Source organism: Noviherbaspirillum sp. (genome assembly GCF_036846085.1).
In the GTDB taxonomy this organism is placed as follows: Bacteria; Pseudomonadota; Gammaproteobacteria; order Burkholderiales; family Burkholderiaceae_D; genus Noviherbaspirillum.
The window spans coordinates 1-15,235 of sequence record NZ_DAIUCO010000120.1 but is presented as its reverse complement, the minus strand read 5'-3'; the positions used below and the strand labels follow the sequence as shown (position 1 = coordinate 15,235).

At 60.2% G+C, this 15,235-nt stretch carries 12 protein-coding genes and 1 pseudogene; 8 read left to right on the top strand and 5 right to left on the bottom strand.

All coding sequences use genetic code 11. The annotated features are described in order from the left end of the window. From V7080_RS14795 to nhaR, 4 genes and pseudogenes are all read right to left on the bottom strand, one after another. A pseudogene (locus tag V7080_RS14795) lies at positions 1 to 356 on the bottom strand (transporter substrate-binding domain-containing protein); the annotation flags it as partial. A gap of 142 nt (positions 357 to 498) precedes the next feature. Beyond that, positions 499 to 933, bottom strand: coding sequence for a hypothetical protein (locus V7080_RS14790; RefSeq protein WP_334189159.1), 435 nt, complete (start codon positions 931 to 933; stop codon positions 499 to 501). After that, entirely contained in the window at positions 896 to 1,834 is a 939-nt protein-coding gene (locus V7080_RS14785) for a lipid kinase (RefSeq protein WP_334189158.1), read from the bottom strand. The genes V7080_RS14790 and V7080_RS14785 overlap by 38 nt, the downstream gene beginning before the upstream one ends. A gap of 68 nt (positions 1,835 to 1,902) precedes the next feature. After that, positions 1,903 to 2,808, bottom strand: a complete 906-nt coding sequence (gene nhaR / locus V7080_RS14780; protein WP_334189157.1) for a transcriptional activator NhaR — start codon at positions 2,806 to 2,808, stop codon at positions 1,903 to 1,905. Positions 2,809 to 2,986: 178 nt separating this feature from the next. Between nhaR and V7080_RS14775 the strand changes: the two genes are divergently transcribed. The 8 genes from V7080_RS14775 to V7080_RS14740 all read left to right on the top strand — a co-directional run bounded on the left by V7080_RS14775 (position 2,987) and on the right by V7080_RS14740 (position 12,492). Continuing rightward, on the top strand, positions 2,987 to 3,676 hold the full coding sequence (locus V7080_RS14775) for a Bax inhibitor-1/YccA family protein (protein ID WP_334189156.1): 690 nt from the start codon (positions 2,987 to 2,989) through the stop codon (positions 3,674 to 3,676). Positions 3,677 to 3,845: 169 nt separating this feature from the next. Further along, positions 3,846 to 4,613: a TerC family protein gene (locus V7080_RS14770; RefSeq protein ID WP_334189155.1), complete on the top strand. Its 768-nt coding sequence runs from the start codon at positions 3,846 to 3,848 to the stop codon at positions 4,611 to 4,613. Between the two features lie 101 nt (positions 4,614 to 4,714). Then, positions 4,715 to 4,894 carry a hypothetical protein gene (locus tag V7080_RS14765; protein WP_334189154.1) on the top strand — a complete coding sequence of 60 codons (180 nt, stop codon included), beginning with the start codon at positions 4,715 to 4,717 and terminating at the stop codon, positions 4,892 to 4,894. Positions 4,895 to 5,206: 312 nt separating this feature from the next. After that, a complete protein-coding gene (locus V7080_RS14760) occupies positions 5,207 to 7,339 on the top strand; it encodes a putative bifunctional diguanylate cyclase/phosphodiesterase (protein ID WP_334189153.1) in 2,133 nt (710 codons plus the stop codon). 92 nt (positions 7,340 to 7,431) lie between these two features. Continuing rightward, the gene (locus V7080_RS14755; RefSeq protein WP_334189152.1) at positions 7,432 to 8,370 is read left to right on the top strand and encodes an alpha/beta hydrolase; all 939 of its coding nucleotides are present in this window, start codon (positions 7,432 to 7,434) and stop codon (positions 8,368 to 8,370) included. Positions 8,371 to 8,577: 207 nt separating this feature from the next. After that, the gene (locus V7080_RS14750; RefSeq protein ID WP_334189151.1) at positions 8,578 to 9,756 is read left to right on the top strand and encodes a TRAP transporter substrate-binding protein; all 1,179 of its coding nucleotides are present in this window, start codon (positions 8,578 to 8,580) and stop codon (positions 9,754 to 9,756) included. 124 nt (positions 9,757 to 9,880) lie between these two features. Next, positions 9,881 to 10,507, top strand: coding sequence for a TRAP transporter small permease subunit (locus V7080_RS14745; RefSeq protein WP_334189150.1), 627 nt, complete (start codon positions 9,881 to 9,883; stop codon positions 10,505 to 10,507). Beyond that, on the top strand, positions 10,504 to 12,492 hold the full coding sequence (locus V7080_RS14740) for a TRAP transporter large permease (protein ID WP_334189149.1): 1,989 nt from the start codon (positions 10,504 to 10,506) through the stop codon (positions 12,490 to 12,492). Before V7080_RS14745 ends, V7080_RS14740 begins: the two co-directional genes overlap by 4 nt. Before the next feature lie 36 nt (positions 12,493 to 12,528). Here the strand turns inward: V7080_RS14740 and V7080_RS14735 are convergent, their stop codons facing one another. After that, positions 12,529 to 14,985, bottom strand: coding sequence for a DUF2339 domain-containing protein (locus V7080_RS14735; protein ID WP_334189148.1), 2,457 nt, complete (start codon positions 14,983 to 14,985; stop codon positions 12,529 to 12,531). Positions 14,986 to 15,235: the final 250 nt, after the last annotated feature.

The following is a 15,235-nucleotide window of genomic DNA, read 5'->3' as shown; positions in this document are numbered from 1 at the left end:
CTTTTGAGATGGGCAAATCCGATGGTACTGCTTCCGATCGGCGCGGAAAAATGGCATTCCCGCGCACGTTCTTCGGTGTAGTAGGCGGGAAAATAACCGGCATAGCGGGGATCCTTGCCGCCGGTGTGCATCGCCCGCGTCCAGGGAAAGTAATCGACATTGACCCGGTATCCGATCCGTTGTGCCGCCGCCTCCGCGACGAAGGTCGACAAGCCTTGCCGCTCCAGGCCGACGCCCACGTAGGGAAGCCATTCCAGGCTGGCGAGCAGCATGGTCCTGGTCGTATCCGACGCAACGGCCGGCACACTTGCAAACAACGCGAACAGCAGGCTCGCCGTGCGGCCCATCTTCTTCATGGTGCGCTCCTTGTGCGCCGGCATTCTGACTAAAGATAACGCATCAGCCGGACGGCTCAGTATGGTGCAACCACCCGGCCTTGTTCAAGCAATCCCGGCTGAACGGTGGCGTGACTGTTGCGCCGTTGATGGATATGAGCCGTCAGCGCGCGGCATCAAGGCGGAACTGGGCGTTCTCCGCATGCGACAGGATACGCTGCACCATGCCGATGGTATCGGGCGGCAGCTCAAGCTGTAATGCGGACTGCGCTGCCTGTGCAATGGCATGCTCGGCTGCATGGCGTTCATCGATGAGCGGAATGCGCTCGTCGTTGGATAAAAAGGCCTTGATGCTGGACACGAGCGAATCGACCGCTTCCCGGTCCGGGTCGGGAGACTGTGGCAGGTCGTCCAGGGCGCGGATATGCACCGCCAGTTCCTTCGCCAACCGGTCGTAATGCCGTCCCTGTTCCTCGAATAACGCCGCTAACGAGACGTCCGTGGTTTTGCCGGCCGCGGCGGCGTACTGGTCCGCCGCTTCCATGCACAGGCTTTCAAGGTCATTCAGTGCGAGCTGCTGTTCGCTTCGGAGCAACATTGCGGGTCTCCTCGTATTGATGCAGATAGCCGGGCGGAACAAACACCTGCACGGCGCCACCGTGCATCGTGAAGCGCGCCGGCGTACGGGTGACGATCTCGCCGTCGGCGGTAACGACCATCGGTTTGCGGGTAACGATCTCGATGGTGCGGCCCTGCTCAAGATGCACCGGATGATGTTCCTGGAAGGTCCCGCTCCGCACCGCCGGTGCCAGCCTGAGCATGTTCCAGAAATCGAGCGGTTCGATGCTGTACAGAAAAAAGCGATGGTCGTCGATACTGGCCTCTTCATCGACCGTCATGCCGCCGCCGTAGTAGCGGCCATTCCCGACGGCGATCTGGATCGACCGCACGCGATGGCGGCGACCATCGCACACGATTTCGGCATGAAAGGGGTTGAACGACTTGAATGCGCTTGCAAGGCTGCGCGCGTAGCAGACGACACCCCAGCGCTGCTTGAGATCCGGCGACAACTGATGCGTTACCTGCACGCCCAGTCCGATATTGGCCACATTGAAAAAATAGCGGCCATTGACGCTGCCGACGTCGATATGGTGCCGGATGCCGGACACGATAACCTGCGCGGCTGCTTCGATATCCGTCGGAATGGCAAGCGTGCGGGCAAGGTCGTTGGCGGTGCCGAGCGGAAGAATGCCGAGCGGCACGCCGGTCTCCACCAGGGCGGGAGCCGCCGCATTCAGCGAACCGTCACCGCCACCGACAATGACGCAATCCACATGATCGGCGTGCCGGCGTATCGCTTCCGGGATCTGGTCCGGCTTCTCGAGATCGGCATCGATCACTTCGATGCCGGCTTGCCTCAAGCAGGCCAGCCCGGCGTCCACATCAGCGGCACCATTGCGGCTCTTGCGATTGATGAGCAGTAATGCACTTCGGGCCAAGGCATCCTCCAGAACGAGGCGGATTCCACCGCTTGCAATTTGACAAGCCGGCCCGGAGCGGGTTCCGGTTACCTTACGAACACTTTCCCGTGGACTTCGGACAGGATGGCTTCGACGGCGGGATGCTTGATCTTGCGTTCATTGGAGATCGCGTAGAACTGTTCATTGACCTTCATTGCCCCGACCGACACCGCGCCGAACTGCTCCCTGACTTCCTTCGCCAGCGCCGACGGTCCGGGAAAAAGGCCGGTGCCGATGCGGCCGAAAATATTCAGCAATGCGTTGTCGTCGAATTCACCGACGACTTCCGGCCGCACATCGTTTACCTCGAACCAGTGGTCAAGCCGTCCGCGAATCGCATGATTGCGTGTAGGCAGCAGAAGCGGCGCACCCTGCAAACTGGCAGGAAAGTTCGGACGATATTTTTCCGCGAGTTTCGGAACGCCAAACAATGCGATTTCGCTTTCGCCCAGCAAGTGACTGAAGACCCGCAATGTCGTACCGGAGGGAACCGGTCGGTCGGTCAACACGACGTCCAGCTTGTGCACCGACAAATCACCCAGCAGCGATTCGAAATCGTCTTCATAGCACACCAGCTTTACCCGCTGTGGCAAATGCAAAGCCGCTTCCAGCAGGCGTGATGCAATGACTTTTGGCAAGGAATCGGACAAGCCGACAGTCAGCCGCATCGTCCGCCCGATATCGCTATCGGAAAGGACTTCCTGCATTTGCTCGCCCAGGAGAAAAATCTGGTCGGCGTATGCCAGCGCCACCCGGCCGGCCTCGGTCAGGACAAGCCGGCGGCCCTGCGGCGCCAGTAATGCCTTCCCGACCGACTGCTCCAGCAAGGCGAGTTGAGCACTGATAGTCTGTATGGCAACATCCAGTCGTTCGGCGGCACGGGTGATGCTTCCCTCCTTTGCCACCATCCAGAAGTAATACAGATGCCGATAGTTCAGGGTATTTGTCTTCATGTCTGTTTTTTGCGAAGGAATATTTCTATTATCTTCGCTTTTTAAATAAGCGTCGCATATCTATGATGTCTGTTGCATTTATTTCTGGAGATACCGGTGTACTTTTCCCCTTTTTACAATGCTTCGCAACGACCTTTCCGGCATCTCGCCGGTGTTGTTTCATTTAAAGGATAAAGCTATGAACGATCGTTATACCCAGATTCGACCCGACGCACTCCGGTCCGGCACTGCATCCACCGTCATCGACGGCGCCGCCCATCGGGTGCTGCGCAATACCTACATGCTGTTATCGCTGACGCTGGCGTTCAGCGCCCTGACGGCCGGTGTATCCGCCGCGATGAGATTGCCGCATCCCGGCATCCTGATCACCCTTGTCGGTTACTTCGGCCTGCTGTTCCTGGTCAATAAATTCCGCGACCGCGGCGTGGGCGTTGCGCTGGTATTCGCCTTGACCGGTTTCATGGGGTACACCCTGGGCCCGATCATCAGCCACTATCTCAGCATGCCCAACGGCGGGCAAATCGTGATGACGGCATTCGGCGGCACGGCAGCGATCTTCCTCGGCTTGTCGGCGTATGTACTGGTGACCAAACGTGATTTTTCCTTCATGGGCGGTTTCCTGATGGTCGGCATCCTGGTGGCGTTTCTGGCCGGGCTCGGTGCGATCTTCTTCAGCATCCCGGCGCTGTCGCTGACCGTCTCGGCCGTGTTCGTGTTGCTGATGTCCGGCATGATCCTGTACGAGACCAGCAACATCATCCGTGGCGGCGAGACGAATTACGTGATGGCGACATTGTCACTGTTCGTGTCGATCTTCAACCTGTTCACCAGCCTACTGCACCTGCTGGGTTTCGCCAGCAACGACTAATGTAGGACCGACCTGCTTGCCCACCGGCAAGCAGGTTTTTTTTATTCGGCCATGCGTCGATAATCACTTTGCGGGCGTCACGACTAACCACGTGGCGCCCGTTTCTTTGGCCGGAATAACATTTGCTTGCGAATCGTTCCGAGACCATTCAAACAATAAGGAAAATCTCATGATGGAAATGCTTTCGGACCCGCAGATATGGATGGCGTTCGCCACGTTGACGGCACTTGAATTGGTGCTCGGCATCGACAATATTATTTTCATCTCCATTCTGGTCGACAAACTGCCGCCGGAACGCCGTGAATTCACGCGCAGACTGGGCCTGTTCATGGCCATGTTCATGCGTATCGGCCTGCTCTTCATCCTGTCGTTGATTGTCGGCATGACCGAGCCGCTGATTTCGGCGTTCGGGTTCGACTTTTCCGGGCGTGACCTGGTGCTGATCGCCGGCGGCCTGTTCCTGTTGTGGAAGAGCGTTGGCGAAATCCACGAGTCGTTCGAGGGTGCGGAAGGAAAAACTTCCAGTGCGGTGAAGGCAACTTTTACCGGTGTGGTCATCCAGATCATGCTGATCGACCTGGTCTTCTCGCTTGACTCCATCATCACCGCCGTCGGCATGGTCGACGAGCTCGCGGTCATGATCGCCGCCGTGATCGCGTCGGTGGCCATGATGATGTTCTTTGCAGGACCGATCGGTCGTTTCGTGTCGGCGCATCCGACCATCAAGATGCTGGCGTTGTCCTTCCTGGTGGTGGTTGCGGTGGTATTGATCGCCGAAGGTTTCGGTCATCATGTGCCGAAAGGATACGTCTACAGCGCGATGGCGTTCTCGGTGATGGTGGAAATGCTCAACATCCGGTTGCGCAAGCGGTCCCCTACTCCGGTGCATCTGCATTCACCCTATACGCGGGACCAGGAATCCGAAAAGCAGCATTAAGCCTGTCGTCGGGACCGCCGCGAATGCATTTGGCAGCGGTCCCGGATACAGAGGAAAACAGGAACCAAAGGGTGGCCGGCTAGTCAGAAAAGTATCATCCCATGCCGTTCGATGGGCTCACAGCCGCCTTACTGTATCAAGCGCGGTTTCTTTCAAAGCATTCTTTCTATCTGGAGCACATCATGAGGAAAATGATTTTTCTAGCCGTTGCAGGATTTGTCTGGCGCAAGTTCCAGTCCCGCTATGCCTCCCGCATGGTTCGCGGCCGTCGCGGTTACTGATCATCCCTTTAACGCGTTTCGGTTCCCTTCCTGTCGCCGGCAAGTAGCCGGCGACGATTCAAATTCTGATCACGAGGCATCGAATTCCACCAATCCGATGCCTCGTCAGATCCCGGTACATGTCTTGTTTCAGTGCGTCCAAGTGTCCGACGCACCACGCCGACGTCCCACTTCCAACTTTTTGCCTGTCAACATCACGCACCGCTGCTTCCAGCGTGGTACTGTTATTGCTTCTTAGAAATATTTTAATTGCCGCTCAGATGTGCCTGCCAGGCGTACCGGCACGCCATGACGGAAGGAATGGAGCAAAACATGGAAACGATAGTCCATGTGGCTTCTTCGACGCTGACCAATTCAGCAGATGAGGCCAGCATGCTGGTGAATCTGCTCGCAAATCTGGATGGTGTCGTATATCGCTGCCGTATCGATGATTCATGGACCATGGAGTTCCTCAGCGAGGGCTGCCATGCGCTGACCGGCTATGCGGTCGAAGACCTGCTGCATAACCACCGGGTGTCGTACGAACACATCACCCTGCCGGAAGACCGCGCCTATGTGCATGCGGTGATCCGCGACGCGCTCGATGCCGGCGATCGCTTCAGCCTGGAATACCGGATCCTGCGCCAGGATGGCGGCGTCCGGTGGGTATGGGAACGCGGCGTCGGCATCCGCGGCGCCGCCGGCGACCATGTGGCAATCGAGGGCATCATCCAGGACATCACCCAGCGCAAGGAAGCAGAGCACGCGCTGCATGAAGCCGAGAGGCGGTTCCGCACGATCTTCGAGAATGCGGTTGAAGGCATTTTCCAGTCCACGCCGGAAAAGGGCTATCTCGCGGTCAATCCCGCTCTGGCAAACATGTACGGCTACGACGGACCGGCCGAGATGATCACGCATCTGCGGGATATCCAGCATCAGCTGTACGTCGATCCGCAACGCCGGGCCGAATTCCTGCGGCTCATGGATGAGCAGGGAAGCGTGACGAATTTCGAATCCCAGGTCTATCACCGCAGCGGCAAGATACTCTGGATATCCGAAAACGCACGTACCGTGCGAAACAACGATCAGGACATCCTGTTTTTCGAAGGTACGGTGATCGACATTACCGACCGAAAAATCAATGAAGATCGAATACAGCACCAGGCCACGCACGATGCATTGACCGGCCTGCCCAACCGCAACCTGCTGGTTGATCGCCTGGAGCAGTCGATGCTTCTGGCGACACGCAACCGCGAACAGGCAGCGGTCGTTCTGATCGATCTCGACCAGTTCAAGTTTGTCAACGACAGTCTCGGACATCAGGCCGGCGACGAATTGCTGAAAATTATTGCGCGTCGCCTTGCCTCCTGCATCCGCGCCACCGATACCGTCGCCCGGCAGGGGGGCGATGAATTCGTGATTGTTCTCAGCGGTATCAAGCAAAGCGATGCGCTTGCGGATACCCTCCGGCGCATCGTCGCCGCAATTGCCGAACCCCTGACCGTCAGCGGATTCGAAATGCAGGTGACCTGCAGCGTCGGCGTCAGTCTGTATCCGCAGGATGGCGCGAATGCGCAAGCGCTGCTGCGCAATGCCGATGCGGCGATGTACAAGGCGAAGGATCTCGGGCGCGATACCGTCGAATATTTTTCGGCCGAAATGAATTCGCATGCGACGCTGCGCCTTGAGCTGCTCAACAGCCTGCGTGCCGCGATCGCCAATAACGAATTCCTGTTGCACTACCAACCAAAGATCAGTCTTGCAAGCGGCGAACTGGTCGGCGCCGAAGCACTGGTGCGCTGGCTCCATCCGGTGCGCGGCATGGTATCGCCTGCGGAGTTCATCCCGATCGCGGAAGACAGCGGGCTCATCATCGCCATCGGCGAATGGGTGCTGCGTTCCGCCTGTGCGCAGAATGTCGCATGGCAGAGGGCCGGATTTCCGCCGGTCCCGGTGTCGGTGAATCTCTCCGCGCGCCAGCTGGCGAAGGGCAATATCGTCAGCGTGGTGGAGAAGGTGCTTGCAGATACAGGCCTTGCGCCGAGTTATCTCGAACTGGAAATCACCGAGACCATGGTGATGCGCGACGTCGACAAGTCGCTCAGAACGCTTATCGAACTCAAGCAGCTCGGCGTGTCCATCTCCATCGACGACTTCGGTACCGGCTATTCCAGCCTGAATTACCTGAAGCGCTTTCCGGTCGACACCCTGAAGATCGACCGCTCCTTCGTCAACGACATCGCCACCGACCAGGACGATGCCGCGATTGTAAAGGCGGTGATTTCGCTGGCCCATATTCTGAATTTAAAGGTGGTGGCGGAAGGCGTCGAAACGAAGGAACAGGTCGCGTTCCTGACCGGGAACGGCTGTCATGCCGGGCAAGGCTACCTGTTCGGCAGACCCATGCCGCACGATCGCTTCCAGGAAAAATTCCTCGTGTCCCCGCAAACGCCGCCTGCCGCCTGACACCAGGAGAGAAGCGCCTCCGGCAGAAAACGCAGGATCGGTTTACAGTAACCGACAAAAAACCGATCCCGCCATTCCACAGAGGAGACTCCATGCTCGACAAAGACGCGAAGGCGCTGCTTGACGTCATCGCCAGCCGCAATATTCCCTCTTACCACACGCTGTCGCCAGCGGAAGCCCGGGCTTTCTACAAAGAGCGGCGTTTCTTCACGCAGCCCGATCCCGAGCCGGTCGCCCGCGTGGAGAATCTTTCAGTGCCCTCTCCCGGCACCGGCGCCGACATTGGCGTTCGCTGGTATCGCCCTCAATCTTCCGCTCCCGACGCCATATTGCCGGCGCTGGTGTATTACCACGGCGGCGGGCACACCATCGGCGACCTCGATACCCATGACAGCCTGTGCCGCCAGTTATGCAACCTGTCCGGATGGGCCGTGTTTTCGGTCGACTACCGTCTCGGCCCCGAGCATCGTTTCCCCGCCGCGGTCGACGACAGTTACGCGACTCTGATATGGATCGCCGATCATGCAGAAACATTCATGATCGACACCGCGAAAATCGCGGTCGGCGGCGACAGTGCGGGCGGCAACCTGGCGACGGTGATGGCACTGATGGCGCGGGATCGCAAAGGTCCGTCGCTGGCCTATCAACTGCTGATCTATCCCGTCACCGACTTCCGTTTTCAGACGACATCGCACCAAACGCTGGGTGAAAATTATTTGCTGACGCGAGAAGTCATCGACTATTTCACCGATTGCTATCTCGGCCCGGACGCCGACCGGCTCGACTGGCGGATATCGCCGTCATTGGCGGCCGACCACGCCAACCTGCCGCCCGCCCTGGTTATCACCGCCGGCTACGATCCCCTGTGCGACGAAGGCCGTGCTTATGCCGAATTGCTTCAGAAAGCCGGCAACCACGCCGAACTTCTGGACTATCCGGGACAGATACATGGCTTTATCACCATGGGCCGCGTGATAGGCGCCGCAAATGACGCGGTTGCACAATGCGCAGCCCGTTTGAAGTCGCTTTAACGACGCCGCAGCTTGCCCCGCAGACCGCTTGGACACTCGAGCAGTTGAAAAATTTTCACCTGTGCCTGACTGAAATGCTGCACTGCGGCTTGACTATGAAAATGGCAGGAGCATGCTAGTGCGGTTGTTCCGATTGCGATTTGTCAAAAGCAAACGATTGTTGACGGATAACAATTCGCCGTACTGAAACCTACAAGGAGACACATCATGAAGAGAAGCGTCAAGACATCCGACAAAGCAGCCGCCAAGGCCTCCCCGAACAACAAGTCGACAGCCTCACGGCGCGGCTTTCTGGGCAAGGCGGCAGCCGGTACCGCCACTGCCGTTGCATTCCCGATGGTCGCTACTGCGCAGACGGCGACACAGTTGCGCTTCCAGAGCACCTGGCCAAGCAAGGACATCTTCCACGAATACGCGCTCGACTTCGCGAAGAAGGTCAATGACATGACCGGCGGCGAACTGAAGATCGAAGTGCTGCCTGCGGGCGCGGTGGTTCCTGCATTCGGCCTGCTCGACGCGGTATCGAAGGGCACGCTGGACGGCGGCCACGGCGTGATGGGCTATAACTACGGCAAGCAAAGCGCGATTGCGCTGTGGACGTCCGGCCCGGTGTTCGGCATGGACGCCAACATGGTGCTCGCATGGCACAAATACGGCGGCGGTAAGGAATTGCTGGAAAAACTCTATTCCTCCATCGGCGCCAACGTGGTGTCCTTCCTCACCGGCCCGATGCCGGTGCAACCGCTCGGCTGGTTCAAGAAGCCGATTACCAAGCCGGAAGACTTCAAGGGCCTGAAATTCCGTACCAATGGCCTGGCGATTGACCTGTTCACCGCCATGGGCGCAGCCGTGAATGCGCTGCCGGGCGGCGAGATCGTGCCTGCGATGGACCGCGGCCTGCTGGACGGCGCCGAATTCAACAATGCGTCCTCGGACCGCATTCTCGGTTTCCCGGATGTCTCCAAGGTCTGCATGCTGCAAAGCTTCCACCAGGCTTCCGAGCAGTTCGAGATCAGCTTCAACAAGACCAAATATGACGCGCTGCCGGCGAAGATGAAGGCCATCATTGCCAACGCGGTCGAAGCATCATCGGCGGACATGTCCTGGAAGGCAATCGATCGTTATTCGAAGGATTACATCGAGCTGCAGACCAAAAACAACGTCAAGTTCTACAAGACACCCGATTCGCTGCTCCAGCAGCAACTGACCATCTGGGACGAGGTGGTGGCCAAGAAGGGTGCCGACAATCCGCTGTTCAAGGAAGTCGAGGCATCGCAACGTGCATTCGCAGAGCGTGCGATGAAATGGGACATGGATACCAACAACAACCGCCGCATGGCTTACAACCATTACTTCCAGAAGAAACCTGGCGGAAAGAAAGCCTAACGGCTTCACGTATGAACCAGGAAAACACCATCCGGACCAATCGGATGGTGTTTTTTTTGGCGCGCTCCGTTGCCATGGTTAGCGGCAAGGCTTCCCTTCCTTCGGCACTCAAGGATTTTCAAGCATGAACAAGCTTTTGTTTTTCGTAGACAAGGTAAGCACCTGGATCGGCCATGCCTTCGCCTGGCTCATCCTGGCACTTACCTTGCAGATTTCGTGGGAAGTGTTTTCCCGTTATGTGCTGAATGCGCCGAATCAATGGGCATTCGATCTCATGATCATGATGTACGGTACCGTGTTTATGATGGCGGGAGCCTACACGCTGGCCAAAAATGGCCACGTCCGCGGCGACGTGCTGTACGGCTTCTTCCCGCCGCGCCTGCAGGCCGGGCTCGACCTCGCGTTGTACTTCCTGTTCTTCATCCCCGGTGTGGTGGCGCTCGTATGGGCTGGCTATACCTATGCGCAGGAATCGTGGGCAATCAATGAAACATCGAACATTACAGCCAATGGCCCGCCGCTCTATCCGTTCAAGACGGTCATCCCGATCGCCGGCATTTTCCTGCTGGCGCAGGGGCTGGTTGAAATCGTTCGCTGCGTGATCTGCCTGCGCAACGGCGAATGGCCGAAACGCGAGGAGGACGTGGAAGAAGTCGATGTCGACAAGCTCAAGCAGATGGTCAATGTGACGGACCAGGATATCGCCCGGTCCGATGAATACATCGTGGCCAACAACAGGGGACAGAAATGAGGAAGGAAGTATGGTTTGGTTTGTCGATCATGGCGATGGTCGTGATCGGCCTGATTGTCCTGATGCCGTCGCCATCGGAGATGACCAACGGGCATCTCGGTTTGCTGATGCTGGGCCTGATCGTCATCGCGATCATGCTCGGTTTTCCCACGGCGTTCACACTGATGGGCATGGGCGTGCTGTTTACCTGGTTTGCCTACCGCAGCGTCAATCCCGATCTTGCCGTCGGCCAGACGCTGGACCTGATGGTGCAGCGTGCCTACGCGGTGATGGCGAACGACGTGCTGATTTCAGTGCCGTTGTTCGTGTTCATGGGTTACCTGGTCGAGCGCGCCAACCTGATCGACAAGCTGTTCAGGAGCCTGCATCTGGCAATGGCAAGGCTGCCAGGTTCGCTAGCCGTGGCAACCATCGTGACCTGCGCGATCTTCGCCACCGCGACCGGTATCGTGGGCGCTGTCGTTACCCTCATGGGCCTGCTTGCGATGCCTGCGATGATCAAGGCAGGCTACAACGTCAAGCTCGCTGCCGGTTCGATCACTGCCGGCGGCTGCCTCGGCATCCTGATTCCGCCATCGGTACTCCTGATCGTGTATGGCGCTACCGCCGGCGTATCGGTGGTCAAGCTGTATGCCGGCGCGTTCTTCCCCGGCATCATGCTGGCGCTCTTGTATGTCGCTTACGTGATCATCATCGCCAAGATCAAGCCGTCATGGGCGCCGCCCCTGGCAGCGGAAGACCGGATGGTGCCGCTGCCGCGCTACACCCAAGCGCTTGCCAAAACCGGTGACAGCAATGCGCTGACCACCCTGGTCGGTGCCATCAAGGGCAAGCGCAACGCCGATGTGCCGATGAAGACGCTGCTGTCCCAGCTGTTCATCGCACTTCTGCCGGCACTGGCATTCGTGCTTCTCATGGGTTTGGTCTATCAATCGGCGACCAAGGCCGTGCCGGAAGAACCCACATTGACCGAGATGGGTATGGGCTTTGACAGCGGCACATCCCTGTCCAGCCCGGGTGGGCTGGCGGAACCGCCGTCGGGTGATGCCGGTGGGCTGGCTGAACCGCCGGCCGCGGGTGCGAGCGGTTTGGCAGAGCCGCCAGCGGTAGGCGGCGGAAGCCTGGCCGAGCCACCCGGGGCCGAATCCAGCAAAGCACCTGCGGGTACGGTCGCTCCCGCCCCCGGTCAGACCGGCGATGTGACTGCCAAGGCCGCCGAGGCTGAAAGCAAGGCTCTGCCCAAAAGTTTTTGGATCACCTTTGCCGTCGGGCTTGCCGCACTTGCATTGTTTTACGTCATGCTCAGCTTCGCCCGGCTCGAGATTTTCAAGATGCTGCTCGGGTCATTCTTCCCGCTCGCATTCCTGATCCTGGCGGTGCTCGGTGCCATCGTTTTCGGTCTGGCCACACCAACCGAGGCAGCGGCGATGGGATCGTTCGGCGGCCTGATCCTGGCGGCTGCCTACCGCCGGCTCAATATGTCGATGCTGAAGGAGTCGGTGTTCCTGACCGCCAAGACAAGCGCGATGGTGTGTTGGCTGTTCGTAGGGTCAAGCATCTTCTCGGCGGCGTTTGCGCTGCTCGGCGGGCAGGAGATCATTAATAACTGGGTGCTGTCGATGAACCTGACGACACTGCAGTTCATGATCCTGTCGCAGATCATCATCTTCCTGCTTGGCTGGCCGCTGGAATGGACGGAGATCATCGTCATCTTCATGCCGATCTTCATCCCGCTGCTGGGGCATTTCAATGTGGACCCGCTGTTCTTCGGCTTGCTGGTCGCACTCAATCTGCAGACCGCATTCCTGTCGCCGCCGGTGGCGATGTCGGCGTTCTACCTGAAGGGTGTATCGCCGCCACATGTCACGCTGAACCAGATCTTCGCCGGCATGTTGCCGTTCATGGCGATTCAAGTCTTGGCGCTGATACTGCTGTACACCTTCCCGGCCATCGGTTTGTGGCTGCCGGAAGTCTTGTACAAGTAAGGAAGTCGATGCCGACCGCATGACCGCCCACGGCGGTCATGCGGATCCGGCAGCCCGGCTTGACGCCTCTTCCGGCGGCAGCGGGCAGAAATAGCCAAGGCCGAGAAACAGCAGGCCGACCGCCAGGAACACCCCTACCTTGGCCACCAGCGTGAATGCGGCCAGGTCCACCAGCAGCATTTTCCCGACCAATACAGCCAGCGCGATGCCGCCGCCCACCCATATCGGCCGCAGCCGGCGTCTCGATGCGATCACCACGACCGCCACCCCTGCGCCCGCCCACAGCAGCGATACCCAGGGCTGCATGGCCTTGGTCAGTGCCAATTCCAATGCCCCCTCATTCGCCAGCCCGTAGCCGGCACCGATCGCGCGCAGCAGCGAGCCGGTCAGCGCCGCGCCGGCCAATGCCCACACGACCCGCATCGGCAGTTGCTTGCCCGCCTGCCGCCGGATCGTCCAGGCCAGCAAGGCCAGCGAGCACCACTGCGACAGCTCGGTGATCAGCGACAGCGGTGCGACTGCCACGCCGACGAAGATCAGCAGCGCCGCGACCACCGAAGCGAGCGCTGACTGTCCGTTAAAGCGCCTGCTGGCGGCCTCCGCGAGCGCGCTCCATGCCGACCAGAGCAGCATGCTGGCGGCGATCAGCGCGTGTTCCGACAACCCCATCATGGAGAAGCCGCGCGCCATTTCGACCTGGCACAGCACCGGCACGGCGATCACCGCCGCGCGCAGCAAGCCGGGATGCAGGTGCGTCCGCAGGTTCCCATCCCTGCCGGTCAGCCATACGACCAGAACACTGCAAGCCAGCCAGGTGCCGAGCATCAACTCCCTCGCCAGCCATCCCATGGCGGACAGATCGTCCGGCGTGGACAAGTACAGCGGCAGGCCGGCGGGCAGCAGCCACACGGCGCCGAGGCGCAGTCCGCTCCATTTCAGCCGGTAGCCGGCCGCCTGCGCCGCCAATGCCCATCCGAGGAAAAAAATCAGGAGCAAGTCCGGTTCATCTATTCGCTCCTGCAGCAAGGCCAGGGCGAAGACGAGAGGCGCCGCCAGTGGGTAGATCAACCCCCATGTCATGCGCTGCGCCACGAAGCCGGCCCCCAGCGCCACCGCACCCGAGACGAACAAGGGCGTGGTGCCCATGTCCCCGGCTTTCCAGCCCAGCCACCCGGCGGCCACCGACAGGAACCAGTACAACAGCGCACCGAGATTGGCCCAGGGCTTTTGCATAGCCTGCGCCAGCAGGATCAGCCCCATCGCCGACGCCGCCAGCGCAATGGCGCGGCCGGCTCCTTCCAGTCCAACCCCGATGGCCACCAGCGCCAGCCCGGCGCCGATCGCCAGCAGCCAGCCCTTCCATGCGGCTTGCGTCCAGCGCATTTCGAGCAGGTAGGCGGCCGCCATCGCGCCCAGCAGGACCGCGCACCAGCCGGCGGAGACATCCGCCTTGATATTGAGGAAGCCTGCCATCACCAATGGCGCGCCGATCAGCACGGACACGATCGCCGCCCGCTGGGAAGCAGTCCATCCGGCGGCGTCACGCGCCCAGCGGCAGGCTGCCGCGCCATAGGCCGCCGTCATGCCGGCCAGCGTGGCTGCCGACAGAGCGGTCGAGCCGGCGTTGATATCGAGCGCCGCGCCAAGCAGAAGGGCACTGCCGGCGAGCGCGGCGCTGGCAAGCGAGGGCGCGCGCAGGCGCAGGCCGACGGCGATGCCTTGCAGCCCGACCCAGGCGGTGTACAGCGCCAGCGACGAGAACGTGCCGTCGTCGGTTCCGGCAATCACCGGCGTGAGCAGCGCGCCGGCGAGGCCGATGAAGGCGAACAGGCTGCGCTCGGAGCGCATGCTCCACGCCAGGGCGAGTGTCGACAATCCGCCCAGCCAGACGAAGGCCGCCGACGCCGAGATCAGGCCGTATCCCTGGTAGGCCCATAGCGCGCACAGGTATTCGAGCGCCAACGCACCGCCCTGCAGGTTCAGGCCAAGGATCGGCCGCGCATTTTCCTGCCGCAGGCCGATGCCGAACATCGCCACCCCAAGCAGCGCCACCAGTACGACCCGGACGATCGGCGGCAGGATATTGTTGGCGGCGAGCAGGGAAAACAGGAAGCCGAAACCGATCAGCAGCATCAGTACGCCGGCACTGGCGAACGGGTTTTTCCTCACCAGCCCGAAGACGGATTCGGCCACGCGGGACAAGGGGCGGGGTTCCTGCGGCGGCGGTGGCATGGTGGTTGAGGATGCTGCGGCGAATGCCACGATTGGCGGGGCAATCGCAGGCGATGGCATAACCACCGGTTCAGTGATCGGGGCCGGTGGCGATTCGACGGCGGTCTCCGGCTTGGGAGAGATATTTTCCGCAGCGGGAACCGTGGAAGGGGTCGCCGGCTGCTTCTCCAGCATCGCGATGCGCGACTCCAGGCGCTTTATTTTGCCGCTGAGGGATGCGAATCCAATGATGCCCAATACGATCAGCACGACTGTCAGCATGGCGTCTCCGGAAGGGGAAGAGAGTGGCGCACGCAAGTCTACCGCAGGCGCCGGCGCGCCTGTGGGAAAGGCCGGTCCTTCTACTGTTTGGCGGCGCGCAAGCCGCGTTTGGCGAGCGTGACGACGGCGAGGATGATGGCGCCGGCCGCGATGCCGGCAAGCGCGTTGAGCAGGGTCGGAACAAGCGCGCCGATCACGCTGCCGACGCCGGGTATGGCCCCCGTATCGTGTGCAACATGCTCGATGAACT